Source organism: Streptomyces caelestis (genome assembly GCF_014205255.1).
In the GTDB taxonomy this organism is placed as follows: domain Bacteria; phylum Actinomycetota; class Actinomycetes; order Streptomycetales; family Streptomycetaceae; genus Streptomyces; species Streptomyces caelestis.
In genome coordinates, this window is record NZ_JACHNE010000001.1 from 206180 (window position 1) to 231597 (window position 25418).

24 protein-coding genes and 5 pseudogenes are annotated in these 25418 nt (G+C 70.1%); 13 read left to right on the forward strand and 16 right to left on the reverse strand.

Going from position 1 to position 25418, the window contains the following annotated elements:
* Window positions 1–210 precede the first annotated feature (210 nt).
* From HDA41_RS00905 to HDA41_RS00915, 3 genes are all read left to right on the forward strand, one after another.
* A complete protein-coding gene (locus tag HDA41_RS00905) occupies window positions 211–462 on the forward strand; it encodes an acyl carrier protein (protein ID WP_184979728.1) in 252 nt (83 codons plus the stop codon).
* Window positions 462–1970: a class I adenylate-forming enzyme family protein gene (locus HDA41_RS00910; protein WP_184993029.1), complete on the forward strand. Its 1509-nt coding sequence runs from the start codon at window positions 462–464 to the stop codon at window positions 1968–1970. The genes HDA41_RS00905 and HDA41_RS00910 overlap by 1 nt, the downstream gene beginning before the upstream one ends.
* 233 nt (window positions 1971–2203) lie before the next feature.
* Window positions 2204–3202, forward strand: coding sequence for an NAD-dependent epimerase/dehydratase family protein (locus HDA41_RS00915; RefSeq protein ID WP_184979730.1), 999 nt, complete (start codon window positions 2204–2206; stop codon window positions 3200–3202).
* 30 nt (window positions 3203–3232) lie between these two features.
* On the opposite strand, the gene HDA41_RS00920 is transcribed toward HDA41_RS00915, so the two are convergent.
* Window positions 3233–4345, reverse strand: a complete 1113-nt coding sequence (locus HDA41_RS00920; RefSeq protein ID WP_184979733.1) for a sensor histidine kinase — start codon at window positions 4343–4345, stop codon at window positions 3233–3235.
* 2 nt (window positions 4346–4347) lie between these two features.
* The gene (locus tag HDA41_RS00925) at window positions 4348–5103 is read right to left on the reverse strand and encodes a response regulator transcription factor (RefSeq protein ID WP_184979735.1); all 756 of its coding nucleotides are present in this window, start codon (window positions 5101–5103) and stop codon (window positions 4348–4350) included.
* A gap of 125 nt (window positions 5104–5228) precedes the next feature.
* Between HDA41_RS00925 and HDA41_RS00930 the strand changes: the two genes are divergently transcribed.
* Genes HDA41_RS00930 through HDA41_RS00940 form a run of 3 tightly spaced genes read left to right on the forward strand, consistent with a single transcriptional unit; the run spans window position 5229 to window position 7347 of the window.
* Window positions 5229–5957 carry a glycosyltransferase family 2 protein gene (locus HDA41_RS00930; RefSeq protein WP_184979737.1) on the forward strand — a complete coding sequence of 243 codons (729 nt, stop codon included), beginning with the start codon at window positions 5229–5231 and terminating at the stop codon, window positions 5955–5957.
* Window positions 5954–6571, forward strand: a complete 618-nt coding sequence (locus HDA41_RS00935) for a TIGR04282 family arsenosugar biosynthesis glycosyltransferase (protein WP_184979739.1) — start codon at window positions 5954–5956, stop codon at window positions 6569–6571. Before HDA41_RS00930 ends, HDA41_RS00935 begins: the two co-directional genes overlap by 4 nt.
* The gene (locus HDA41_RS00940) at window positions 6568–7347 is read left to right on the forward strand and encodes a class I SAM-dependent methyltransferase (RefSeq protein ID WP_184979741.1); all 780 of its coding nucleotides are present in this window, start codon (window positions 6568–6570) and stop codon (window positions 7345–7347) included. Before HDA41_RS00935 ends, HDA41_RS00940 begins: the two co-directional genes overlap by 4 nt.
* 316 nt (window positions 7348–7663) lie before the next feature.
* Here the strand turns inward: HDA41_RS00940 and HDA41_RS00945 are convergent, their stop codons facing one another.
* Entirely contained in the window at window positions 7664–8941 is a 1278-nt protein-coding gene (locus HDA41_RS00945; protein ID WP_184979743.1) for a molybdopterin-dependent oxidoreductase, read from the reverse strand.
* Between the two features lie 113 nt (window positions 8942–9054).
* On the opposite strand from HDA41_RS00945, the gene HDA41_RS00950 reads away from it, so the two are divergent.
* Window positions 9055–10503, forward strand: a complete 1449-nt coding sequence (locus tag HDA41_RS00950) for a phosphatidylglycerol lysyltransferase domain-containing protein (protein ID WP_184979745.1) — start codon at window positions 9055–9057, stop codon at window positions 10501–10503.
* A 224-nt stretch (window positions 10504–10727) separates the two neighbouring features.
* Here HDA41_RS00950 and HDA41_RS00955 read toward each other — a convergent pair whose 3' ends face one another.
* Both HDA41_RS00955 and HDA41_RS40570 read right to left on the reverse strand, forming a co-directional pair.
* Complete coding sequence (locus HDA41_RS00955; RefSeq protein WP_221511382.1) at window positions 10728–12965, reverse strand: NACHT domain-containing protein; 2238 nt, start codon at window positions 12963–12965, stop codon at window positions 10728–10730.
* Window positions 12962–13336: a hypothetical protein gene (locus HDA41_RS40570; protein WP_221511383.1), complete on the reverse strand. Its 375-nt coding sequence runs from the start codon at window positions 13334–13336 to the stop codon at window positions 12962–12964. The genes HDA41_RS00955 and HDA41_RS40570 overlap by 4 nt, the downstream gene beginning before the upstream one ends.
* A 714-nt stretch (window positions 13337–14050) precedes the next feature.
* Between HDA41_RS40570 and HDA41_RS00960 the strand changes: the two genes are divergently transcribed.
* The 5 genes and pseudogenes from HDA41_RS00960 (at window position 14051) to HDA41_RS00980 (ending at window position 17552) form a co-directional block, all read left to right on the forward strand.
* On the forward strand, window positions 14051–15736 hold the full coding sequence (locus HDA41_RS00960; RefSeq protein ID WP_184979749.1) for a ribonuclease J: 1686 nt from the start codon (window positions 14051–14053) through the stop codon (window positions 15734–15736).
* A gap of 51 nt (window positions 15737–15787) precedes the next feature.
* A pseudogene (locus HDA41_RS00965) lies at window positions 15788–16046 on the forward strand (spermidine synthase); the annotation flags it as partial.
* Between the two features lie 32 nt (window positions 16047–16078).
* A pseudogene (locus HDA41_RS00970) lies at window positions 16079–16291 on the forward strand (IS5/IS1182 family transposase); the annotation flags it as partial.
* Window positions 16292–16353: 62 nt separating this feature from the next.
* The gene (locus HDA41_RS00975; protein ID WP_184994162.1) at window positions 16354–16602 is read left to right on the forward strand and encodes a hypothetical protein; all 249 of its coding nucleotides are present in this window, start codon (window positions 16354–16356) and stop codon (window positions 16600–16602) included.
* 440 nt (window positions 16603–17042) lie between these two features.
* Window positions 17043–17552: a DinB family protein gene (locus HDA41_RS00980; RefSeq protein WP_184993031.1), complete on the forward strand. Its 510-nt coding sequence runs from the start codon at window positions 17043–17045 to the stop codon at window positions 17550–17552.
* Between the two features lie 337 nt (window positions 17553–17889).
* On the opposite strand, the gene HDA41_RS00985 is transcribed toward HDA41_RS00980, so the two are convergent.
* The 5 genes and pseudogenes from HDA41_RS00985 to HDA41_RS42615 form a co-directional block, all read right to left on the reverse strand.
* Window positions 17890–18582: a CPBP family intramembrane glutamic endopeptidase gene (locus HDA41_RS00985; protein ID WP_184979751.1), complete on the reverse strand. Its 693-nt coding sequence runs from the start codon at window positions 18580–18582 to the stop codon at window positions 17890–17892.
* A 1050-nt stretch (window positions 18583–19632) separates the two neighbouring features.
* Window positions 19633–20526, reverse strand: coding sequence for an alpha/beta hydrolase (locus tag HDA41_RS00990; RefSeq protein WP_184979753.1), 894 nt, complete (start codon window positions 20524–20526; stop codon window positions 19633–19635).
* Window positions 20527–20685: 159 nt separating this feature from the next.
* On the reverse strand, window positions 20686–21021 hold the full coding sequence (locus HDA41_RS40575) for an aldehyde dehydrogenase family protein (RefSeq protein WP_221511384.1): 336 nt from the start codon (window positions 21019–21021) through the stop codon (window positions 20686–20688).
* 10 nt (window positions 21022–21031) lie between these two features.
* Window positions 21032–21274, reverse strand: a pseudogene (locus HDA41_RS42610) (aldehyde dehydrogenase family protein); the annotation flags it as partial.
* Window positions 21168–21539, reverse strand: a complete 372-nt coding sequence (locus tag HDA41_RS42615; protein WP_358982228.1) for an aldehyde dehydrogenase family protein — start codon at window positions 21537–21539, stop codon at window positions 21168–21170. The gene HDA41_RS42615 and the pseudogene HDA41_RS42610, both read right to left, overlap by 107 nt.
* Here HDA41_RS42615 and HDA41_RS01000 point away from each other — a divergent pair.
* Window positions 21530–21679, forward strand: a complete 150-nt coding sequence (locus tag HDA41_RS01000) for a hypothetical protein (RefSeq protein ID WP_184994164.1) — start codon at window positions 21530–21532, stop codon at window positions 21677–21679. The genes HDA41_RS42615 and HDA41_RS01000 overlap by 10 nt on opposite strands.
* 194 nt (window positions 21680–21873) lie before the next feature.
* Here HDA41_RS01000 and HDA41_RS01005 read toward each other — a convergent pair whose 3' ends face one another.
* From HDA41_RS01005 to HDA41_RS01030, 6 genes and pseudogenes are all read right to left on the reverse strand, one after another.
* Entirely contained in the window at window positions 21874–22533 is a 660-nt protein-coding gene (locus HDA41_RS01005) for an ABC transporter permease (protein WP_230299825.1), read from the reverse strand.
* Between the two features lie 3 nt (window positions 22534–22536).
* Window positions 22537–23157: pseudogene (locus HDA41_RS01010) on the reverse strand (ABC transporter ATP-binding protein); the annotation flags it as partial.
* 15 nt (window positions 23158–23172) lie between these two features.
* Window positions 23173–23989 (reverse strand): IS5 family transposase gene (locus HDA41_RS01015; RefSeq protein WP_184979755.1). Its coding sequence is split into 2 segments (ribosomal slippage): window positions 23173–23647 and window positions 23646–23989, totalling 819 coding nucleotides; the frame shifts between segments, so codons are not numbered across the junction.
* Between the two features lie 72 nt (window positions 23990–24061).
* The gene (locus HDA41_RS01020; RefSeq protein WP_184985255.1) at window positions 24062–24652 is read right to left on the reverse strand and encodes a transposase; all 591 of its coding nucleotides are present in this window, start codon (window positions 24650–24652) and stop codon (window positions 24062–24064) included.
* Window positions 24649–25197: a winged helix-turn-helix domain-containing protein gene (locus HDA41_RS01025; RefSeq protein ID WP_311772119.1), complete on the reverse strand. Its 549-nt coding sequence runs from the start codon at window positions 25195–25197 to the stop codon at window positions 24649–24651. The genes HDA41_RS01020 and HDA41_RS01025 overlap by 4 nt, the downstream gene beginning before the upstream one ends.
* A gap of 50 nt (window positions 25198–25247) precedes the next feature.
* Window positions 25248–25414, reverse strand: a pseudogene (locus HDA41_RS01030) (alpha/beta hydrolase); the annotation flags it as partial.
* Between the last annotated feature and the right edge of the window lie 4 nt (window positions 25415–25418).

Here is a 25418-nt window from a genome sequence, read left to right on the forward strand (position 1 = left end):
TCCGCTCCCCTCTCCCCCTGTGTCCGGACCGTGTGGGCAACTGCCGTGCGGGGGCTTCATACAGGAGGAGGAGCGGCACGGCTGGTTCAATCCCTCACCACCTGCCGCGATGGCGTGAGCAACACCACAGTGGTGGCAGGGATTGCCGGCGCCCTCCCGTTCCTCTTTCCGATCCGAGAGACCGCTTGGCGCTTTGAAAGGTGGACGGGCATGAGCACCGTACGTGAGCTACTCACCGAACTGACCGGGACGTCGGAGTACGCCGAGAAACTGAGCGACGGCACCGATCTGGCCGCCAGCGGTATCGACTCGGGGGACCTCGTGCGTCTGGTCCTGCTCATCGAACAGCGCATGGGGGTGGAGATCACCGCCCAGGACATGGAGAACCTGTCCACGATCGCGGACTACGAGCGGTTCCTCGCCGATCGTGCCAACGCCGCCCCGCAGCCGGACGGTGCGTGATGTGGCTGAGCCAGTTGCTGCAGCGCAACCGCCAGTGCTTCCCGGACCGGACGGCACTGGTGGACGCACGCCGCTCGGTCACCTGGGCCGAGTTCCACGACCGGGTGGCCCGGCTCGCCCACGCGCTCTCCGAGCGCGGCATCCGAGGAGGCGACCGTGTGGCCGTCCTCTCGGTGGACCGCATCGAGGTGCTGGAGACGTACTTCGCGCTGGCCCGTCTCGGGGCGCTGTTCGTTCCGCTCAACCACAGCCTCACCCCCGCCGAGGTGACCGGGATCACGGAGCGCTGCGACCCGGTGGCGGTGATCGGTGAGTCGGCCCTGCTGGAGCGGCATCCGGACCTGCCGGTGCGGATCCGCGTGCCGGTGGACGGCGCGGAGTTCGCCGCGCTCTGCGAGACGGGCGGGCCGGACCTCCCCGACGCGCCCGTGGCAGATGCCGGCGGGAGCGCGGGCTTTCCCGACGTGCCGGACGACGCGCCGGCGGCGATCCTGCACACCTCGGCGACCACCGGCCGGGCCAAGGGCGTCGCCGTCGACCACGCCTCCTTCCGGGCCATCGCGCTCGGCTGGCTCGCCCAGGTCCGGCCCACGGACGACATCGTGCTGGTCAACTGCTGCCCGCTGTACCACGGCAGCATGGTGGTCTCCCTCACCTATATGGCCGCGGGTGCCACCGTGGTGCTGATGCCGGGCTTCCAGCCGCAGCGGGCGCTGGCCGCGATCGAGGACAACCGGGCCACGCACGTCTGGCTGGTACCTCAGATGCTCCGTTTCCTGATGCAGTCGAAGGCGCTGCACAGCACGGACCTGTCCAGTCTGCGCGAGGTGCTCTACGGTGCCGCACCGATGCCGCCGGAGCTCTACGCCGAGGCCGCACAACGGCTCGGCTGCGGTTTCCGGCAGGTCTACGGGATGACCGAGGTGGGCGGTCCTTTCGTCACGCTCGGCCCTGACGAGCACCCCGCGCCGGGCACCACCGACGTGATCCCGGCCGGCCGGGTGATCCCGGGTATGTCGGTGAAGGCCCTCGACCCGAAGGACCAGGATGTCGCACCCGGCGTCATCGGGGAGATCTGCGCGCGCGGCCCCGGAGTGATGCGCGGCTACTGGAACGACGAGAACGCCACGGCCGACATCACGACGGACGGCTGGACCCGCACCGGCGATCTCGGCTTCATCGACCCCGACGGCCGGGTGCACCTGATCGACCGGAGCAAGGACCTGATCATCCGGGCGGGGCAGAACGTCTACCCGAGGGAGATAGAACAGGCACTTCGTTCCCACGCCGCGGTGCACGACGCCGCCGTGGTCGGGGTGGCGGACGCGGACTACGGCGAGGTGCCGCTGGCCTTCGTGGTGGCCGAGGACGGGACCACCGCCGACGAGGTGCAGGCCCACCTGGCCGGCCTCCTCGCCGCGTACAAGCGGCCCCGGCAGATCCGGTTCATCGACGAGGTGCCCAGGAACCCCGCAGGCAAGATCCTCAAGAAGTCACTGCCCGTCTGACCCGCACACGCGGCTTGATCCGGCGCACCTTCGCATCGAGCCTGCAGCCCATGCCGTGCGACAGTCAGCAACGAATGCGCGCAGTCGGCCGGAATCGGAACGCGACATCTTGGTACCTCGGGTGCCTCTTTCCGGAGCGGCCGTGCCCGGCTGGCAGCGCGTCGTCTTACGGACTGGTGACGTGCTGGGGGCGGTCCTACGGGACGGCGGATACGCCGCCCTACGGTGGGCGCATGCGTGTACTGGTCACCGGCGGTGCCGGGTTCATCGGGTCCCATGTCGTCGAGGCGCTTCAGGCGCGCGGGCACGAGCCCGTCGTGTTCGACGTGCGCGGGGACCGGGGTGCTGACGTGCGGGACCGGGAGCCTGTCTCCCGTGCCCTGTCCGGTGTGGACGCCGTGTGCCATCAGGCGGCGATGGTCGGGCTCGGCACCGGGTTCGCCGACGCAGCGGAGTACGTCTCGCGCAACGATCTCGGCACCGCCGTACTGCTCACGGCCATGGCGGAGGCGGGGGTTCGGCGGCTCGTGCTGGCCGGATCGATGGTGGTCTACGGGGAGGGGCGGTACACCTGCGCACGGCACGGAGTGGTGCGGCCGGGGCCCCGGTCTGTCAGTGACCTGGCGGCCGGCTGTTTCGAACCGCGGTGTCCGGTGTGCGGGGAGGAGTTGTCGCCGGGGCTCGTCGCCGAGGACGCGCCGGTGGATCCCCGCAACGTGTACGCCACCACCAAGCTCGCCCAGGAGCATCTGGCCGCCGCGTGGGCGCGGTCGACGGGCGGCTCGGCGGCGTCATTGCGCTACCACAACGTGTACGGGGCCCGGATGCCCCGCGACACCCCGTACGCCGGGGTCGCCTCCTTCTTCCGCTCGGCGCTCGCCCGCGGAGAGGCGCCTCGGGTGTTCGAGGACGGCCGGCAGCGGCGGGACTTCGTGCACGTACGGGACGTGGCCGCGGCCAACGTGACGGCCCTGGAGGCCGGTTCGACCGGGGGTGTGCTGACCGTGTACAACACCGGCAGCGGCGAGCCGCACACCGTGGAGGAGATGGCGCGGACGCTGGCCACGGCGTACGGAGGACCCGAGCCGATCGTGACAGGCGAGTACCGGCTGGGGGACGTACGGCACATCATCGCGGACTCGTCCCGGCTGCGGTCGGAGCTCGGCTGGAAGCCGGAGGTCGGGTTCGCGGAGGGCATGCGGGAGTTCGCCCGGGTGGGCATGCGCTCGTAGCGCCCTGATGGACCGGTGGTGCTGCCCGTTTCAGGAAGCGGCCGCGGGCAGCACCACCTCGAAGCGGCAGCCGCCGGGGATGTTGCGGACCGTGGCGCGGCCCTGGTGGGCCTCTACGATGCCGCGGACGATGGCCAGGCCGAGCCCGGCGCCCGCCGGAGGCGTGCGGGCGTGGGTGCCGCGCCAACCGGTGTCGAACACGCGGGGCAGGTCCTCCTCGGGGATGCCGCCGCAGCCGTCCGTCACGGAGAGCACGACGCCGTCGGGCAGGCGTTCGGCGGCCACCATGACGGTGCCGTCCGTGGGGGTACGCCGGATCGCGTTGACCAGGAGATTGCCCAGCACGCGGCTCATCTCCTTGCCGTCCACCTCCACCGGCACCGGCTCGACGCGGTCCCCGACCAGTCGCACCCCGTGTTCGCGGGCCAGCGGATATACCCCGGCGAGAGCATCGCCGACCAGGTCGTAGACGGACATCCGGGAGGGCGACAGAGCCAGCGTGCCGGCATGGATGCGGGAGAGTTCGAAGAGGTCGCCGACCATGTCGTTGAGACGTTCGACCTCGGTGCGGATCTGGCGCAGGTATCGGCCGGGGTCGGTGGCGACGCCGTCCTCCAGCGCCTCGGCCATCGCGCGCAGGCCCGCGAGCGGGGTGCGCAGGTCGTGCGAGATCCAGGCGACGAGTTCACGACGGGAGGACTCAAGGGCGCGCTCGCGCTCCCGGGACTCCGCCAGCTTCGCGCTGGTGGCCTCCAGTTCCCGGCCGAGCGCGGCTAGTTCGGCGGTGACCGGACCGTGGGGCGCGGTGAAGTCGCCGCCGTCGCCGAAGGAGCGGGCGGCGAGGGTGAGTTCGCGGCTGCGGGCGACCACCCAGCGGCCCAGCAGCAGCGCGGTGGCCAGGGAGACGACGGCCGCCATCGCGACCACCGTCGTCACCACGGTCAGGTCGTGCGCGGACAGGAACATCGCCCACGCCACGGCCAGCGTGCCCATGAGCATCGCGGTCACGGCGACAGCGACCACGACGGTGAGGGAGGTGGTCAGGGAGCGGCGGCGCAACAGCCACAGTGTTCCCGCGCCGAGGAGCCCGGCCGCTCCGGCGCCGAGGAGGGCGTACAGGGCGATGAGGAGGGTGTCGCGCATGATCACGCCTCGTCCTGGCCCGAACTGCCGACCGGATCGAAGCGGTAACCGACGCCCCACACCGTCTGGATCAGACGGGGCCGGGCGGGATCGTCCTCGACCTTGTTGCGCAGGCGTCGGACGTGGACCGTGACGGTCGACAGATCGCCGAAGTCCCAGCCCCACACCTCCCGCATCAGGTCCTCGCGGCTGTACGCCCGGCCCGGATGGCTCAGGAAGAACGCCAGAAGGTCGAACTCCCGCAATGTGAGAGCGAGTTCGACGCCGTTCTTGGCGGCGCGGCGGGCCGCCGGGTCGACCGTGAGGCCGGCCGCGCCAAGGGACCGCGCGCCCGCGAGGGGCCTCGTGCGGCGCAGTACGGACTCCACTCGCAGCACCAGCTCGCGGGGACTGAACGGCTTGGTGACGTAGTCGTCCGCGCCTACCTCCAGGCCCATGATGCGGTCGTCCTCGTCGCCTCGGGCGGTGAGCATGATGACCGGCACCGGGCCGCGTCCGCGCATCCGGCGGCACACCTCCAGGCCGTCCATGCCGGGCAGCATCAGATCGAGTACGACCAGGTCGGGCCAGTGCGCGGCGGCACTGGCGAGGGCGGTCGGCCCGTCCCCGGCCCGGTCCACGAGGTACCCGGCGCGATCGAGGTAGCCCGAGACGACCTCCGCGACCGTGGGGTCGTCGTCGACAACGAGGACGCGGGCACCCCCGGTCCCTCGGCCGGCGGAGGCGTCAGCCGCCGACTCGTACGGTTGCTGTTCCATACGGCCAGCCTCGCACGCGCGCTCTTCCTCGTCGCCCTCCAGCCGTCCGCGGGCGCTGACGTCCGTGTTTCGTAAGGAGCCGAAGTCCGGTATGCGTCGTTCGCGTTCGTAGGGTGAGAGCCGTGATGACCTCTTCCGTACCCGAGGGCGTCGATGTCGTCCTCCCCTGTCTGAACGAGGCCGAAGCCCTGCCGTGGGTACTCGACCGCATCCCACCCGGTTGGCGCGCCCTCGTGGTGGACAACGGCTCCACCGACGGCTCGGCCGACATAGCCCGCGAACTCGGTGCGACCGTCGTCCACGAAGCCCGGCGCGGCTTCGGCGCCGCCTGCCATGCGGGGTTGACCGCCGCGACGGCCGAGATCGTGTGCTTCTGCGACTGCGACGCCTCGCTGGATCCGGCCCTGCTCGTGCCGTTCGTACGCGAAGTCCAGGGCGGTGAGGCGGATTTGGTGCTCGGGCGGCGTCGGCCCCAGGGGCGGGGCGCCTGGCCCGCGCACGCCCGGGTCGGAAACCGCGCGCTCGCTTTGATGGTGCGCCGACGCACCGGACTACGGCTGCACGACCTCGGTCCCCTGCGCGCGGCCCGCCGCGAGCCACTGCTCGCCCTGGACCTCGCCGACCGGCGCAGCGGCTATCCCCTGCAGATGGTCGTGCGGGCCTCCGATGCGGGCTGGCGCGTGACCGAGCACGACGTCCCGTATCTGCCGCGGTCCGGCGCCTCGAAGGTGACCGGCACCTGGCGCGGCACCTGGCAGGCGGTACGGGACATGAGCCGCGTCCTGGCCCAAACACCCGCCGTACCCACGGCGACCGCAGCGCGACCCCGGGCGACAAGGGGGATCCACCGATGACCACCTTGCTCGTCATCGCCAAAGAACCCCGGCCGGGGCGGGTGAAGACCCGGCTCACTCCGCCGTTCACGCCCGAGGGGGCCGCAGCGCTCGCCGAGGCGGCACTCACGGACACCCTGCGAACGGTGGCCGAGACACCCGTCCGGCGCCGGGTCCTGGTCCTCGACGGGACGGACGGGCCCTGGCTGCCGCCCGGCTTCGACGTCGTCCCTCAGTGCGCGGGCGGCCTCGACGAGAGGCTGGCGGCAGCCTTCGCCGACTGCGACGGCCCGGCCCTGCTGATCGGGATGGACACACCGCAGGTCACCCCGAGCCTGCTCACTGTGGACTTCGACGGGTACGACGCCTGCCTCGGTCCGGCCGACGACGGCGGCTTCTGGGCGCTGGGGTTGGCGGAGCCGGTCCCGGAGCTGCTGCGCGGGGTCCCGATGTCGACGCCCGTCACCGGCGCCGTCCAGCGCGACCGTCTGGTCGCCGCGGGCCTGCGGGTGCGCGATCTGCCGCGGCTGCGGGACGTGGACACGGCAGCCGACGCCGAAGCGGTCGCCGCCATGGCGCCACACGGCTGCTTCGCCGCGGAACTGGCCCGACTGCGGACGGCCGGCCACCGATGAGCACAGCGCATGAGGTGATGGCGCGAGACAACTCCAAGCACAGCTGGTCCGCCGACCCCTACGCCGACGCCCTCAGGGCCGGCCGGGGACCACTCTTCCTGCGCCGCAGCGACGGTTGGCTGCTGCCGCTGGACGTCGAGCGGTGGTGTGCGCGGGCCGACGCCGTGGACCAGCAGGTCCTGGGCCGGTGTGAGGGAGCTGTCCTCGACGTCGGGTGCGGGCCGGGAAGGCTGGTCACGGAACTCGCGGCCCAGGGCCGGACCGCGCTCGGCATCGACGTCAGCGAGGCCGCGGTCGCCCACACCCTGGACCTCGGCGGGCCTGCCCTGCGGCGCTCGGTCTTCGAACCCCTGCCAGGCGAGGGCCGCTGGAACACCGCCCTGCTCCTCGACGACAACCTCGGCATCGGCGGCGACCCTCGCGCCCTGCTCCGCCGACTGACCCAACTAGTGCTGCCTGGTGGCCTGTTGATCGCCGAGACGGTCCCGGCGGACGTGGACGAACGCGCCGACGTCCGCATCGTGCGCGGCCCCGCCCCACGGGGCGCCACCGAAGCCACGTTCCGCTGGGCCCGGCTCGGCACCCCGGCGCTGCTGCGGTACGCCCGCCCGCTGGGCTGGCGCACGGTCGATCAGTGGTCGGCCGGCGGCCGCTGCTTCGTCTCCCTGCGCAGCCGCAGCACCGACAGCACGGCAGAACCGCCGAACAGTACGGCGGTGATCAGCAGCCAGCGGGCGAGGAAGCCGTCTGCGGACCGACCGGTGGCCGACTCGTAGCTGTCCGCGACCCGGCCGCTGATCAGAGGGAACCACACCAGCAGCAGGAGCCCGGACAGGGCCGCCGGCACCCGGACGTACAGGGTCCGCTCCCGGCGGCCGACGGCACCGAGCACACCGGTGACCGCCCGGTCCACAGTCGCGTACAGCGGCAGAAACACCAGGTCGTGCAGCACGGCCGCGCCCACGAACCACAGCGTCACCCCGAGCCAGTCCCCGGACAGCAGACGCACGCCCGCGTACCCGGCGAGCGCGAACGAGCTGGCCAGGAGCAGAACCTGCAAGGGGCTTCCCAGAGGAGGGAACACCCTGCGCATCACAGGTCTCCGAACGTCATCCGGGCCACCCACTTGGTGTTGAGCACACCGGGCGCCGCGGGCACGATGATCCGGGCCGGGTAGCCGTGGTCGGGGGCCAGCGGCTCGCCGTTGACGTCCAGGGCGAGCAGCGAGCGCGGGTCACGCACCTGGTTGGACCGCAGGGCGGCCTCGCGGAAGGCACCACGTCGCTGGAGGGACTCCACCAGGACGTCGGGTGCCTCGCCCGCGTCGTACCCGACGAGGAAAGCCAGGTCCCGCAGCCGTACGCCCCGCCACCACTGGTCGCCGGTGGACCAGCCCTCCACACAGGCGATGGGCAACGCCGAGCTGTGCAGCGGCAGTTCGAGCAGTTCGGCGCGGCTCAGCCGGAGCGTCCCGGAGGGCCCCCTGATCACCAGCCGCCACACTTCCTCGCTCGTCTCCCGCGCGCTGATCCCCCGGGACGCGGCCGTTCTGTTGATCTGGAAGCCGCCGGGGCCGCTGCCCGGATCGGCACCACCGTGCGGCGCGAGGAGGGCCGTGCGCCGCAGCGGACCGTCGAAGTTCTGCCCCACCGTGGTCCCGAACAGCAGCAGTGAACCGCCTCCGACCAGCCGCAATGCCCCGCGCCGGGACACGGTGGGCTCGGCCGGTCGCGGGGAGACCAGCAGGAAGTCCGGCTCACCTCCCGCCTCCTCCTGAGGGCCTGTCCCCGCCCGCATGCGGCGCACATTGCGTACGGCAGCGGGGGCCCGGAGCACCACGTGCGCCACGAACGCGGCGAAGAACACCCAGGCGCCGTAGAAGTGCAGCGGATAGAAGGAGCCGGGGAAGACGTAGTCCAGCTGGACGTTGAGCACACCCGTCACGAACTCGAACAGCACGCCGCCGACCAGGAGCAGCAGGGAGACCCGCTCCAGGGCGTGGGTGAGCGACCGGGCCGGCGGCAGCGAGAACAGCTTCGGTACCACCGACCACAGTTTGGCCAGCAGGACGGGGATGAGCGTGATACCGAGCGTGACGTGGAGGCCCTGGTTGAGCCGGTAGAGCCAGTGCGGGTCGGTCGGCCAGGCGAAGAGGTAGAAGCCGAGCAGTCCCTTGTCCGGGGTCTTGTCGTTCACCGGCGACAGGTCCGGGTTGTATGCGGCGTACGACAGCAGCCCCGTCACGAACAGCACGGTGATCCCGCCGAGCAGCACGACACCCAGGACGGAGGTGAACCAGGGGCCGCGTACGGAACTGCGCCAGAAACCGGGCGACATGGGCGAGGCGGGAGGGGTGTGCAACCGTGGCATGCGCCGACCGTACGGCGGTGCAGCCGTGGGAGGGGGCCGTCGACACATGACGAAACGCTGACGTCCGCACGCGCAGCGGCCTGGGCACGATCCGCGCGGCCTAGCGTTTCCTCGTGACCCGAGATCTTCTCCGAGACCTGTACGCGACCGCGGCCGCCGCGCTGCTCGTCGCGGCGGCCGCGGTCGTCGGCACCGCGATCGAGCGGGAGCACGGCACCCTGTACGTGGACTGGCCTCCCCTGCTCGCCGACTGGGGACCTCATGTCGGTCCCGGTACCCCGGCCGCGCTGGTCGTCGCGATCGGCGTTGTGGCGTACGGCCCGCGCGTGGCCGCCCGGCTGCCGTGGCGCACGCTGCTCGGCGCCGCCTGGGGTGCCGCGATGTCCTGGACGTGGTCACTGGCATTGATCGACGGCTGGCAGCGCGGGATCGCGGTCCGGCTCACGACCAGGTACGAGTACCTGCAGGTCATCGACCGCTTCGACGACATCCCCGCGACGCTGCGGGACTTCACCCACCACATCCTGCTGCACTCTCCCGACAACTGGCCCGCACATGTGGCGGGCCACCCGCCGGCGGCGACGGTCACCTTCGTCCTGCTCGACCGGGCCGGACTCGGCGGCGGGGGCTGGGCCGGAACCTGGTGCATCACCGTCGGCGCATCGGCATGCGTGGCGGTACTGGTCGCCGTGCGGGCGCTCGCAGATGAGGCCCTGGCGCGCCGGGCGGCGCCGTTCCTGGTGCTGACGCCGGCCGCGGTGTGGATGGGGACGTCCGCGGACGGGTACTTCGCGGCCGTCGCCGCCTGGAGCGTCGCGTTCCTCGCCCTCGCGGTCACCGGCCACCGGCCCCGGCTCACCGGTTTCGCCTCCGGCCTCCTCTTCGGCCTCACCTGCTACCTCTCCTACGGCCTCACCCTCTTCGCCGTCGTCGCGGGCGCCGCACTGCTGCTCGGCGGCCCGCGACGAACACGACCCCTGCCCTACGTCCTCGCCGGAGTCACCGTCGTCCCGCTCGCGTTCACCCTCGCGGGCTTCCACTGGTGGGAGGCGTACCAGCTGCTCGTCGACCGCTACCACCAAGGAGCCGGCGGCATCCGGCCCTACAGCTACTGGGTGTGGGCCAACCTCGCCTGCACCGTCCTGATCGTGGGCCCGGCGACAGTGGCGGGCCTGCGGCGCACCGTCGCCAGGCTTTTCGAGTCCCCGGCACGGCTCAGGGCACGTTCTTCCCCCGGCGTTCCTCTCCGCGTGCGGACACCCGACCGCCTCGGCGCTTCTGTACCTGTGGTTTCCCTCCCGCGTCGGCGTGTCGTGTCGCGGGCGGGTGGGCCCGACTTCTCGCCTGACCTCCGCCTCGCCCTGCTGGTCGCCGCCGCGTTCACTGCTCTGCTCGTCGCCGATCTGTCGGGGATGAGCAAGGCGGAGACCGAGCGCATCTGGCTGCCGTTCGCCATGTGGCTTCCGGCCGCATGCGCGTCCCTGTCCCGGCCCCGTACCTGGCTCGCTGCGCAGGCCGTGATCGCCCTGCTTCTCAATCACTTGCTGCTGACCGGCTGGTGACGGGAGACGCGCGGGCCCGGCACCCGCCGGTCTGACACATCACCTGCATGGTTACTGGGCCAACTCCCCTGCCACCTCGGCGGATCGGGATTCGCAAGCCCATGCCCGGCCGGTCTGATCCACAGCCACCGAGCAGGAGCCACGGCGACCAGAGGCGGTGCCAAGAGGGCATGTCCGGCACGTGGGTCACCGGCCGGGCACCGGCGTCTGTCGGAGATCGCGGTTCAGTGGCGACGGGACGGCTGGCTTTGGTCTTCCGGTTCAGGGGAGGTGGCGGGTTGTTGATCGCCGCGTGTCTGGTAGAGGTGGGCGAGGTGGTTTTGAAGTCGGGCGTGGCGGAACTGGTAAACCGCGCCGGCCTGGCGCAGCATCCCCCGCTGATGGGCGTCGTCGAGGAATGCGGTCAGCGCCCAGGGCAGTCGGCCAGTCATCGGCAGCCAGACGCGCGAAAGGATCAACCATCGGCCCCAGGCATCGGTGCTGAGCCTGACCACGAAGCCCCACACGAACCCGCCCACGAACGCGTTGACAAGCCCGCCCACGAGCCCGAACGCCAGCCCGAACGCCAGGCAGCCCACGCATGACTGGAAGACCGCGTTCTTGCGGTTGGCAGCCAGCAGCTCGGACGGGCTGGGCGCGGCCTTGATGTCGGTGGGGATGTGGAGTCCGAACGCCAGCCCGAACACCAGCCCGACCACGAGCCCGAACCGGGGTCCGCCCCAGAGCAGGGACAGGAGTATGTCCAGCACCCCGAATGTGCGCCGCCAGGCTATGACCTGGCTTGCCAGCAGGGTTGCGAGCCCGCTCGCGAGTCCAATGACGAGCCAGGCCGCAAGTCCGAATATGACCCCACCCGCGACCTGTTCCAGGAGTTGTCTTGCCCGGCCGCGGACTCGTAGCCGTATGCGCGAGGGCTCACGTCCTTCGGACCGGAGCCCGAACCGGAGTCCGAACGCGAGTCCGGCCACCAGCCCCGCTGCGAGTCCACTCACGAGTCCGTACAGGAGCCAGGCTCGGAAGCCACCCGAGAACGCGAACGCGTATCCGACCACCTCGTCCCCGTCCCAGCCCATGTGCGCACGCACGACGGTGAACCCGATCGCGAGCCCGTTTGCCAGCCCGTTTGCCAGCGCGGCAGCGAGCCCGAGCACGAGCCCGCCCACGAGCATCCGTGTGGGGCGGGTGATGGTGTTGCCCAGATGCCACCAGGCGAGGTCTGCGGTGCCGAGCCGGTTCAGGTGCCAGGCGAGGTAGCCGAGCCAGTGTGGGACGCGGTCGGGGTCCCAGCTCCGGTATCGCCGACGGCCGGAGCGCTGGTCGAGGGGCGGGTGCTGATAGACGGCGGGGACGAAGGCGCCCAAGAGGTGATCCTCCAGGGCTTGACGGGTTCCGAACTGTGGGGAGTCGAGCAGCTCGGCGGGGTCGCGGTCCGGGGTGTCGCTGTAGATGGCGCGGGCGAGGACGACCATCAGCGGGGTGGACAGCACCGCAGTGAGGTTGGCCTCTGCCGGGCTGCTCGGATAGTCCCGCAGGCGGGCCAGGACCGGGTCCCACACCGTGGTGGTGCCGCCGCTGGCGGCGGATTTGCGGGTCGTTCGAGGCAGATAGTCGACCAGGTCGGTCAGGGTGAGGTCGTCCAGTTCGATGCCGGCCGCGGCGGTCAGGACGTCGGCTGCCGCGACAGCGGTGGCGTACTCGTCGGGGCGGCTGGTCAGCAGCAGCGGCAGGCTGGTGGCGTTGAGCGCTTGAAGGGCAGCACGGTGCAGCCCGTCGGCGATCTCATCGAACCCGTCAAGCACCGGCAGGACGCGGCCGGCCTCGACCAAGGCGGCGGCCATACTCGATCCGGTCGGGCCGGGCAAGGCCAGACCGGGGTGGTCGCGGAGGAGTTGGTCGGTCAGCCAGTCCCGCAATGAGGTGGTGCTTGGGTTCCACGACCCGAGGCCGAAGGTCACCGGTATGAGATCGGTTCTGGTGCGGGCGTCGAGCAAGTCGAGGACGAACCGCAGGGTCAGGACCGTTTTGCCCGAGCCGGCCCGGCCCAGGACCACCAGCCGCCCTGACGGTATCCGCTGGTAGACGTCGACGACCCGGTCCAGTTGGCCGTCCAGGGCCAACGGGCCGAAGGTCACCCCGGCTGAGCCGCGACGGATATTGGCCCAGTGATCCATCAGGGCCTCGGGTGCCGGGTGCCAGCGCACCGGCAGCGGGAACGGGTCATGCACCCGCCGCCGCTCCTCCTCCCGCCGCCACTGCACCCCGACCGCCTGAGCAAGCTGGTCGGCAGCCTCATACAACTGCAGGTCTCGCCTCGACGTGCTGGGGGCCGAAGCGTCATGCCGGGCCGGCGAAGAGGCCGACGCCCCGTGGTTGATGGTGACGTCGCCCACGACGCGGCCGATGAAGGTGCCTGAGCCGTGATTGTGCTGGTCACTCGTTTCCCGGCCATGTCCGTCAGTCACCGTGAGCCATCGTGGTTGATGGTGAGCCCTCCGATCACATCGCCGGCGATGAACGTTCCTGCCCCCTCGTTGCGCTGCACCTGCACGGCGGGGACAGCGGACCGGGTAGCGGCCAGAGAACGCAGTTCTGCCAGGACCTCGGGACGGCGTTCCGCCTGGGCAGCGAGGAGTGACGCCAAGGCGATGCGGAGGTGGTCGTCGGCAACGCCCCGCGACAGTGCCCCCACTGCCGCATCGCGCTCGTCCTCGGTACCGTGCCGAAACAGACGGTCGACTATCGTACGGGCGCGGCCCCATCCCAGGCGAACGGTGTCGGCGAGAATCGTTGCTGCAGCACCGGTAGCGATGGCGAGCACTTCGGGGTCAGGCATGACCGCATGATGGCATGTCATCAACTCAACTGTCTGGGCTTTCAGTTGAGCCGATACGGCGGTACACCACTGGGGGTGCCGCGAAGCCTGCAGCCTCGTGGGTTCGGACCGGCGTCATTCACGGCTGGGTGCTTATGGCAGTGGATCCGGTGTGAGTCGTTGATCGTGTATTCGTGCTGGTCACGGGTGGTTGCCGGAGCTGGAGATCGTCTGCCGTTCCGATGATGGCCAACAGTGCGCGAGGAACCGGGGAAGCTCGCTGTCACCGAGCGGGGTCGCACGTCGGCTGGCCGAGCAGCTGCGCGTGGAAACGGAGCGGGAAGCGGACGCCGGCCCATGCTGCCGGGCAGGTCGCGGGCCGTGCGGTGCCGCTGGTGCGGCTGGGCCGCGATCGCGGCCCAGCCGCAGGAGGGCGGCCACCCCGGTGCGGTCTCGGCCCACGTCCGGCACCGCGCCGACGGCAGCCGCGTCCTGCTGTACACCGAGTGGAGCAGCGCCGCGGCGCACCACCGGCCGCCGAGGCGGGACCACGACAAGGGGCACGAGATCTTCTCCGGCACACCCGGAGTACGGTTTACCGGCGGTGGGCGTGATCACCCGCACCACTCCCCGCATCTCCCCCTACGGTGAGCGCGGCCCCCCGATCGCACCGCGCCTCGCATCCACCGTGCAGGCAGTGGATCATCCCGGCAGGCCCTCCGGTAACGTGCGGGTATGAGCCATCCACACCCAGAACTCAAAGCCGCCACCCCGCTTCCCGAAGGCGGGCTGAGGGTGACCGCCCTGGGGGGCCTGGGCGAAATCGGCCGCAACATGACCGTCTTCGAGTATGCCGGCAAGCTGCTGATCGTGGACTGCGGTGTGCTGTTCCCGGAGGAGAACCAGCCGGGCGTGGACGTGATCCTGCCCGACTTCACCTCGATCCGGGACCGCCTCGACGACATCGTCGCCGTCGTCCTCACCCACGGCCACGAAGACCACATCGGCGGCGTGCCCTATCTGCTGCGGGAGCGGTCGGACATTCCCCTCGTCGGCTCCAAGCTCACCCTCGCCTTCATCGAGGCCAAGCTCAAAGAGCATGGCATCAAGCCCCGCACGGTGCGTGTGCGCGAGGGCGACCGGCGTGGCTTCGGCCCCTTCGACTGCGAGTTCGTGGCCGTCAACCACTCCATCCCGGACAGTCTCGCGGTGGCCCTGCGCACCGGCGCCGGCCTGGTGTTGCACACCGGTGACTTCAAGATGGACCAGTTCCCCCTGGACGACCGGATCACCGACCTGCGCGCCTTCGCCCGCCTCGGCGAGGAGGGCGTCGACCTGTTCCTCACCGACTCCACCAACGCCGAGGTCCCCGGCTTCACGACCTCCGAACGCGAGCTGAACCCCGCGATCGAACAGGTGATGCGCACCGCCCCGCGCCGAGTCATCGTCTCCAGCTTCGCCAGCCATGTGCACCGCATCCAGCAGGTCCTGGACGCCGCCCATGCGCACGGCCGCAAGGTGGCCTTCGTGGGCCGCTCGATGGTCCGCAACATGGGCATCGCCCGCGACCTGGGCTATCTCAAGGTCCCGCGCGGCCTGGTCGTGACCGCCAAGGAGCTGGAGAAGCTGCCGGACCACCGGATCACCTTGGTGTGTACCGGATCCCAGGGCGAGCCGATGGCGGCACTGTCGCGGATGGCCAACCGCGACCACGCGATCCGCATCGGCAAGGGCGACACCGTCCTGCTCGCCAGCTCCCTCATCCCCGGCAACGAGAACGCCATCTACCGGGTGATCAACGGGCTGACCCGGTGGGGCGCCAACGTCGTCCACAAGGGCAACGCCAAGGTGCACGTCTCCGGCCACGCGAGCGCCGGTGAACTCGTCTACTGCTACAACATCGTCCGCCCCCGCAACGTCATGCCCGTGCACGGCGAGTTCCGTCATCTGCGGGCCAACGCCGACCTCGCCATCCGTACGGGCGTCGATCCTGACCGGGTCGTCATCGCCGAGGACGGTGTCGTCGTCGACCTCGTCGACGGCCGCGCCTCCATCACCGGCAAGGTGCCCGCGGGCAACGTCTACGTGGACGGCATGGAAGTCGGCGGCGCCACGGAGGCGTCCCTCAAGGACCGCGTCACCCTCGCCGAGGAGGGCGTCGTCACGGTCGTGGCCATCGTCGACGCCGACACCGGTGCCCTGGCCGAGACCCCCGACTTCCTGGCCCGCGGTTTCGTCCATGACGAGACCACCTTCGAGCCGGTCATTCCCGTCATCGAGAAAACGCTGGCCAACGCCGCACAGGAGGGCGTCGGCGACGCCCACCAGCTCGAACAGCTCATCGCCCGAGCCGTGGCCAACTGGGCGTTCCGCACCCACCGCCGCAGGCCACTGATCATCCCCGTCATCATCGACGCCTGAAAGGTGAACGGGGGCCCGCGCTTCGAGGAGATCGGCCGGCAACCGACGCCGATGGGCGAGATCAGTCTGCGTCGGCGCCGCCACCCGGTCTCGGACAACGAGGTGTACGAGGTCAAGCTCGGTGACGAGTTCTGGACGTCGCCGTCGACGGACTCGGGCTGGGCTACACCGCCCAGGCAGTCCTGGACGGCTCCCGGGTGCGCTCGCTGACCGTGATCGACGCGCTCGCGGAAGTCATCGACACTGGCACCAGCGGGGTCTGGTACCGCTCGGGGCCCGGCTGATGTCGGACGTCCGCTGTCGCGCTGTACGCCGACCGCGGCTAATCATCGACGCGGCCACGACAGCTACCGTCGTCGGCCGCGTGAGCGCGGCATCGTCCCGAAGATTGCCCGGCGCGGGCAACCGCACGGCTCGGGCCTGGGCCGCGTTCGGTGGGTTGCCGAGTCCGCCATCGCTTGGCTCCACGGCCCTCGCCTCCTATGGACCCGCTGGGAGACCCGAGACGACGTGCACGACGCTCTCCTCCGGCTCGAAAACGTGTGCCTTTCCTGAGTGCCCTGCCAGACTTGGCACGGCTCAGTTCATCCAGTACCAGAACGGGGAGTACAACGATCATGCGTGTAAAGAGCGTTGCAGGGGTGATAGGCGGTGCGCTCGCCTTCGTCGCCCTGGCCACCGGCGCCGCCCAGGCGGGTCATCACCAGACGCACAGCGTCCCGGTAGTCGAGGACACGGTGGCCGGGGGGCCGTACAAGCCGACGGAGGAGACGGTGGCGGGAGGCCCGTACAAGCCGGTGGCCGTGGCCGGAGGCCCGTACATCATCACCGGCGGTGTTCTCGACAACCCCAGCCCGCTGGGCTGACGGTCCGGCATCACCAACGGGGCGGCGGTGTCAGCCCACTGGGCGGGAGTTGTTCACCCGGCCGGTCAGGCCTGCGGACCGCCAGGGTGTTCGGCATCGCCGCCCTTGCCGTGTTGGGCCTGATCTTCGGGGCGGCGGTGCACACCGGCGATGAGAAGTCCGGGACCTGCCGCCGGCCCGCTGGTGGGCAGGGTGGCGGCATGGGGGTCGTCGGCATGCAGCACCTGCTGGGCAGGGCCCAGTGGGATGCGGCAACCGCAGCCCTAGCGAACCGGTTCACTACCGTTGCTTCTCACCCACACCGATCCCTTTGGCCACGCTCGTGCTCCACTGCCTGCGCCTTGATACAGGCGTCAACGCCGTGGAAGCCTTCGCCGCCTGGATGCGCTCCACACAGGCGCGATCTCACGGCAGGAGCTGAGACGCCTATCGTTACGGTCATGGACTTCCCGCCGTCGACAGACCGCGCCGTCTTCCACGCAGCCCTCCGCGATCAGTTCGAGGTATTCCTCGATGAGCATCGATCCGCGCTGTACGACAGTCTGAACGGGCTGACCGAAGAGCAAGCACGCCGGTCACTGGTCACGTCCAAAACCACGCTGCTCGGCCTGGTCAAGCACGCCACGTTCGTCGAGAAGGTCTGGTTCGACGAGGCGATCACCTGCCGGTCCCGCACCGAGATCGGCATTCCCGACTCGCCCGACGAGTCGTTCGACCTCCACGACGGCGACACGATCGCCTCAGTCCAGCACGCCTACCAACAGGCTTGCACGGCGTCCCGTCAGGCCACGGCAAAGCTCACGCTGGACGACCTCGTACGGGGCAACCGCCGGGGCCCACTGCCGCTGCGCTGGATCTACCTCCACACGCTCCGCGAACTGGCCCAACACTGCGGCCACGCCGACATCCTTCGCGAGCAGATCCTCAGCGGCACAACACGCCACGGCTGATTCGCCCAGTCCCCAGTGTGATGCCAAGGTCGGCCGCGGTGAGGCGCTTTGCCAGGAGGTCGGCTGTACGGGCAGGGGCAAAGTGGCGAATTGCTCTCGGGCGCCGGGTGTGGGAGGTGAGCAGGGTGGGCGAGCCGGTACGCGCTCGATCTCAGCGAGCCCCGTGACTCCGCGGATGGTGATGGGGAAGTGTAAGGGCCGGGACGGAGCGGTTGGCGCGGCTGGGGTGGCTGTCCCAGATGGAGGGCCGCCAGGTTTCCCAGCCTGGCGAGCCGTAGCGGCAGAGCCGCCGGCGATTTGCGGGCGTCGTGGTGCCGCGTGATCCAGTACTTCGGCTTCAGTCCTGGCCCCTCCACCGCGGTACCGCCCAGGCCAGCACATAGCCGAAGCCGTTGACGGCCCAGTGCAGCGCCGCGGGCGCCAGCAGACTTCCGGACCGGCGCCGCAGCTCGCACAGGACGACGCCAGCTGCGGTCGTGGCGACAACGGCGGCCGCGACCGACAGCGCGGTGCCTGTCGGTCCCGTGCCGAGGACGGCTGCGGCCGCGTTGGCCCGGCTCAGCCCGCGCGAGGGAAGCACATGCCAGAGCCCGAACAGCACCGACGACACAGCCGTGGCCCACGCAGTACCACGCCGACGCCGGACCATGGCCCACAAGACGCCGCGGAAGGCGACCTCCTCCAGCAGCACGGTGCCGACCGGCACCCGGATCAGCACCCGCCACAGCAGCTGCCCAAGGGTCAGGCCCGCGGCGCGCTCGTCCTCGAACGCCTCCCTGGTGGCCGGCAGAGCAAGCCCGACCAAGAAGACGGCAAGAACCGCGGCCACCAGGACCGATGCCCACCACAGCCCGCGGTACAAGGCAACCGTATCGAGCCCGAGATCGGCGCGGGTGAGACCGTCCCACCGGGCGATCAGCAGCAGCGCGGCAGCCGCGACCACGCAGGTGAGTACGTAGGCGCCGGGCGCGAGCCAATTGTTGAGCAGGTTCGCGCCCACCAGGACGGCGAGGACACAGAACATTCGCATGGTGTCACCAGCATCCCTCGATCCACCCCACGGGGCCGGGATTGACGGAACGCGCGCGCTACGGCCGAGGAGTCTTCCCGTCCAAGCGCTCGCGCCGAAGGTGCGCCCCAGTTCGAACTGAGGTGCCGTCTGCCCGCTGCTACCCCTTCCTTCGATCGGCCTGCTGTTCGCTAAGCTCCTCGCGGCTGTGCGCAGTGGGGACGTAGAGGTCGACGAGATGTCCATGGCGCGGGGTGCGGACGCCCGATGCCGATGACAGGCCCTTCATGATGAAGTACCCGTACTCGCCGCTGGCGTTCTGGACTAGACGTACGAGAGCCTCTCCGCGCCACCCAGCCCGATCATCCCGCCCAGAACACCGATTAGCCGCTCCCGCTCCGAACACCACGGACGCTGAACGCGTCGAACGGGCGGGAGCGAGGCTCTGGTCAGTGGACATGACCGGCATCCTCGCGTGTCACGAACCTGCCGGCCACGGCGAAGCCCACTTTCGGGAGAATGCCACCGGGTGCCGGCCCAGGATTCGTGGGGATCTCCGAGCATCGGGTGCGGCGCGTACGGCGCAGCGAGATGCTGTCGGAACTCGTGAACATCCCGCCGTCGGCGCCTTGCACGGGACGCTGTCGGGCGTGCGGGCCACGCGCGGCAGTTCACGCACCACTCGGCCTTGTAGAGCCTCAACCTCTGAACCGCCCGCACGGAAAGCGAAGTGACTCGCGATGCCCGTACTGCCGTGAGCCGGGTGGCCGGCGGCACGGCGGGGCGGTCCCGTACGACGGCGTCACCGGCCGGGTGGCGATTCCGGCACTGGGGGCTGTGGTGGGCGGCGTGCGTGCTGCCGCGTGGTGAGAATGTCATCGACCGCGCGGCAGGGTGCCACGGATGGTGGTGTCGACGGTGAAGCTGTCGTGTCTGCATGGGGCGGAGCGGCGGGCGCTGTTCGCGCACGAGCGGGCCCATCTGGCCGGAGGGGGCCGGCCGTCCGGGCACCCACCTGCTCCGTGGCCCCGTCCCCCCGCGACCGAATGCGCCTGCCCCGACCGGCTGGCATCAGACGCTGAGTGCGGTGCGCAAGGTGGTTGCCATCATGTCGATGGCGGTCTTCCCCGCCGGCACCGGACCGGTGTGGGTGAAGTAGTGATCGACTCCCTCGAAGACACGGTGGATGACCGGAACACCGGCAGCCTCCAGAGCTTTGGCGTAGGCGTCGCCCTCCTCTCGCAAGCGGTCGTTCTCCGCGGTGATGACCAGGGCGGGAGGGAGCCCGACGAGGTCATCGGCCAGTGCGGGTGAGACAAGGGGATCGGCACGGTGGGCGGGGTCGGGGACGTAGGCGGCCGTGAAGATTCGCATGAGATGAGGACTGAGCAGCGGCTTGGCGATCAGGGACTGCTTGGTGGCCGGGTCGGCGACCTGATCGAGCGGTGCGGAGTCGATGATCTGGAGCCGGGGCGAGAAGGTTCCGCGGTCCCGGGCCATGCGGCAGACCGCGGCCGTCAGGTTGGCCCCGGCACTGTGGCCGCCCACGGCAAGGCGCGAGCCGTCCCAGCCGCCCACGGGACCATTGCCGGCGACCCAGGCGGTGACGTCGTAGGCCTGGGTGACGGGCACCGGAAACTGCCGCTGCGGCGCGACGGCATAGTCCACGTTGATCACGACACAGCCGGCGGTGGCGGCTATGTAGCGGCAGATGTGGTCGTCCTGCTCCGGGCGGCCGACCACGAAACCGCCGCCGTGGAAGTTGACGTACACGGGGGCAGGAGTTCCGGTGTCGGCCGGCGGGCGGTAGACCGTGCAGGGCACCGGGCCGGCGCCGGTCTCCACGAGGAGGTCTTCGGTGCGCTTCGGGATGTCCGCGAAGCGCAGGTCCTTGTGGACCCGCGACATCATCCGACCGAGCAGCAGCTGGATCCCTATGGCTTGGATTCTGGGACTCAATGGCATGCCTCGACCCCTTCGCTACAACTTTAAAATAACAGGATTCCTGATAATGGACGCTCACGGTTCTTCGCGCAACAGGTAGAGAGAGGCCGAGCGGAACCAGACGGCGGGGTGCGGTCACGCCGCCGGCGATGTCGGCGACATCGTCCACCGCAGCTTGAGTCACGACCAGGCCGACAAGACCCCCGGCGCAGACCACCAGCCGTCGCTGACGACCGTGCACTGCTCCGGGAGCTCGATCACCATCTGGCCGGGCGCCTCACCAACCAGCTGGGACGGCTGCGACGGTGCGGCCGTGGGGGTCGATGAGGCGGTCGCAAACGCGTCGGCGATTCCCTCCTGGACCAGGAACCGGGTCGCGCCGACACGGGACTGGCCGCCCAGCCGCATCTTCGCGATCACCGCTTCGCGGACCGCGAGGTCGAGGTCGGCGTCGTCGAGGACCCAGGAACGGCGCGTTGCCGCCCAGCTCCATCGAGGTGCGCAGCACCCGCGCACCACTCTGCTGAAGCAGGAGCCCGCCGACCGAGGTTGACCCGGTGAACGACAGCTTGCGCAGCCGGGGGTCGGCCAGCAGCGGCATGGTGGCCGCTGCCGGGTCACTGCTGGTGATCACGGTCAGGACACCTTCAGGCGCGCCGGCCTCACGCGCCAGCTCGCCCAGTACGAGGGATGACAGCGTGGTGAGCCCGGCCGGTTTGAGGACGGCGGTGCCGCCTGCGGCCAGGGCTGCGGCGATCTTGCGGGCCAGCCATGTCCAGCGGCACATTCCGCGGAGTGATCAGCAGGCAGGGCCCGACCGGTTCGGCGACGGTGACGATGTGACTCTTGCCGTCCGGGGAGGGAGTGCTGCGAGCGTGCTGGCCGACCGCTTCCTCGGCGTACCAGCGGAAATAGGCCGCGGCGTAGTCGACCTGGTGGAGGCCTCGTAGGGGTCGGCAGTCCTGGAATCCGTCCCCCGTGGCTTCCTCGCCCACGACTCGCAGGGTGGTGTGTCCACGGGAGCATGAGCGCACGGCGGATCACCTTCCCCCTCGCCGCCCCCGGCATGATCGCCGCGGCGATCTTCTCCTTCATCACCAGCTTCCGGCAGAACTCTCTGCTGTCGGTCGAGAACACGGCAGGGATCGCCACCTCTGGAGGGGAGGCCGTATGAGCACCTGGTGGCCCTGGTGCGCTGGCTCGGCTCCGGACAGGGCGATGGTCAGCCGGCCGGCGCCCATGCTGGCGGCGGCGTCCTCCAGCCGCTCGTCGATCCCGCGCAGGGTCGCCACCAGGATCAGCACCGCGATCGGCGAGGCCAGCACAGCTTCGTCCTGTCCCTGGGCTACTACATCACCAGCGCGATCCTCATCGCCGTCGCGATCCTCGCCCTCGCCCTAGGTAGATCCGGCGGAAGATCGTCACACGCCCCGCGCCCATGCTGGACGCCGCCGCCAGCAGGCGGCGGTCCACGCCGCGCATCACGCCGTACAGCAGCAGCACGGTGTACGGCAGCATCATGGAGGTGGTGCCGATGACCACGCCCAGCTCGTTGTAAAGCAGCTGGAACGGCGCCCTCGGTACCGACAGGCCGGTGAAGGTCTCGTTCACCAGGCCCTTGTCACCGAGCAGGATGATCCAGCCGTAGGTGCGCACCAGGGCGCTGATGAAGTGCGGCACGACCACGATCAGCATCGCCAGTCCGGCCCACAGGGGCTTCAGCCGCGAGATCGCGTTGGCCAGGACGAAGCCGAAGAGGAGGCTCAACAGCGCCGTCTCCGCGGAGATCCGCAGCGTGGTGAACAGCACCGAGAGGTTGACGCCCGTCAGCGCGTCGGCGTACCAGTGCAGCGTCAGCGACCCGTCGGCGTTCTTCAGGCTGAGGAACAGCGTGCTGAAGATCGGGTAGACGAACAGCACCAGCAGATAGACGACGACCGGCAGCGCGTAGAGGATCCCGACCCGGGTCTTGCGCGAAGCCAGGAGCTTGCGCGGACGGGCGGGGGCGGTGGCGGTGAGGGCGGCCATGACTCACCGTCCTTGTTCGACGGGGAAGAGATTGACGTCGTCCGGGTCGGCGGTGATCCCGACCCGCTCGTCGGCGACGGGCCCGCGGCCGGCCGGTACCTCCAACCGCAGCAGCGGCGCGTCACCGCCGTCGATGCGTACGCTCGCGCGGATCAAGGTGCCCACGTACCTGGCGGTCTCGACCGTGCCGGTACAGAAACCGTCGTCCGGGGCGCAGGCCCGCAGCCGGCCCGGCTGGACGGCGACCTCGACCTGTGCGCCGGAAGCGAGGTCATGGCGGCGCGCCTTCAGCAGGCCGCCACTGCGGTCGAGGCGGACCAGGGTGTGCTCGTCGGTGTGCTGCTCGATGCGGCCGGGCAGGAAGTTGGCCGCGCCGAGGAAGTCCGCCACGAACGGGGTCCTGGGCCGTTCGAACAGCTCCCGGGGGGTGTCCAACTCCTCGATCAGGCCGTTGCGCATCGCCGCGATGCGGTCCGACAAGACCAGCGCCTCCTCCTGATCATGCGTCACATAGATGACAGTCAGGCCGAGTTCCTGCTGAATGGCCTTGATCTCCACCTGGAGCTGGTCGCGGAGCTTCTTGTCCAGGGCACCGAGCGACTCGTCCATGAGAATCACCGGCGGGCCTTAGGGGTCCTTTCAGAAAGCCGGGATCTTACGGGCGAGGGTCATGCAGTGGGCGAGCTGGAAGAGAGCGTCGTGCATGTCGTCCCGGGTTTCCCAGCGGGTCCGTAGGCGGCGCGGTCCGTGGAGCCAAGCGATGGCGGCCTCGGCGACCCACCGGATGCGGCCCAGGCCCGAGCCGTGCGCATGCCCCCGCCTGGCGATCTTTGGGACGATGCCGCGCTCACGCAGTCGGCGGCGGTACAGGTCGTGGTCGTACCCGCGGTCGGCATACAGTGCCCGGGGCTTGCGCCGGGGCCGACCTCGTTTCCCCCGCACCGGCGGCAGCCCGTCGACCAGCGGCAGGAGCTGAGTGACGTCGTTGCGGTGTCCGCCGGTCAGGGACACCCGCAGCGGGGTACCGTGCGCGTCGGTCAGCACGTGATGCTTCGAGCCCGGCCGCGCACGGTCAACCGGACTCGGACCGACTTTTGGGCTGCTTCGCCCCCGCGGCCGGCACATGCGAGGCATCGACGGTGACGCGGGAGAAGTCCAGGCGGTCCGCCGCCCGCAACCGGTCCAGCAGCACCCGCTGGAGCTCCTCCCACACCCCGGCTTCCTGCCATTCGGCCAGCCGCCGCCAGCACGTGGGACCAGAACCGAATCCCAACTCCTGCGGCAGGTACTCCCATTGGATGCCGGTGTAGAGGACGAACAGCACACCCTGCAGCGTCTTGCGGTCATCGATCCGCTTGCGTCCCGGATGCCGGAACCGCCGTTCACGCTTCGGCAGCAGCGGCTCGATCACCGCCCACAGTTCGTCGCTGACCTCCCACGGCTTCCGCCGTGTCATGGTCACCCCCACGAAGCACGGGATCACGTACATCTCCACCGTGCCACAGAAAGATCATTCTGCAAGGACCCCTTACTGATCTTTTCGTAAGTTCGGTGGGTGTGGTGGACGGATGGTCAGGCCGGTATGGGCGAGGAATGACCATGGCAGTCCGGGGTTGGTGTTGATGCGGTGGATGCCTTGCTCGGTGGCGTCGGCGACATCGGCGAGGTGGTCGCCGGCGAGGTTGGCGAGTTCACGCTTCTTGAGCGAGGACCACAGCAGTTCCACCGGGTTCAGCTCGGGAGCGTAGGCGGGTAATCGTTCCAGGGTGAGCCAGTCCTGTTCGGCGACCCAGGCCCGCATCGCCCGGCTCCAGTGGGCGGACAGGCCGTCCCAGACCAGGACCACTCGCTCGCCGCGGTAGAACACCTTCACCTGCTCCAGGACCTCGATGAGCCCGGCGGTGTCGTAGCTGCCGGGCTTGAGGTGGAAGCACAGGCGGGCCCCGCGATCGGGGTCGGTGGAGTGGTAGCCCAAGGCTCCGGCCATCGACGCGCGCTTCCAGTTCAGACGGTGCCGCAGGAGCGGAGTCCGCCCTCGGGGCGAGTAGGTGCGGCGGATCTGAGGGAGCAGGGAGACGCCTGATTCGTCGAGGAAGACGATCCAGGCACGTGTGTTCACGGCCCCTTTTTGATGCGCGGCCACTCGTGCGCGATCCAGCGGGCGATCTCCGACTCGTCCCGCTCGACCGCCCGCCGCTCGGGCCGTTGCAGGCTCCATCCGAGCCGGCCGGTCAGCAGCCGCCACACCGACGCCCTCGACAACACCACCCCCGTTGCCCGGGTGACGACCGCGCCGACTCGTTCCAGGGTCCACAGGTCGGCCTCGAAACCATGAGCCTGGGCACCTTGCTCCAACGCGGCCCGGACCATCTCGACCTGGGTGTCGTCCAGCTTGGGTGGGCGTCCGGTGGCTGCCCGTCGCCGCAGGCCCGAAGCACCGTCTTGCTCCCACACCCGCCGCCAACGCCGCACACTCTCGGCACACACCCCCACCGCCCTCGCGATCTCCGCATTCGAGACGCCGCCCTCGAACAACTCGACTGCCCGAACACGACGCGCCTCCGCCAACTGAGGCCGAGACAAAGGAGGAAGGGAGGAGCCGGCAACCGAAGGGGAAGGTTGATATGCCACCCCGACAGCCTCCCACCCACACGGCCACCACACCCACCGAACTTACGAAAAGATCAGTAGACCAGCGCATGCCGTCGGGCGTGGCAGGAGACCGGGCAGCTCCGTCCCACACCGCGTGGGTCGAAGCCGATGAGGCCGTACTGCCGCTGTGCGGACTCGGGGAGGATCTCGCGCATTCCCAGGGGCATGTAGAGCCCCTGCCCCCCGGGCCGCCGGGGTTGGAGAAATGGACACCGTGCCGCAGCAGTGGGGTC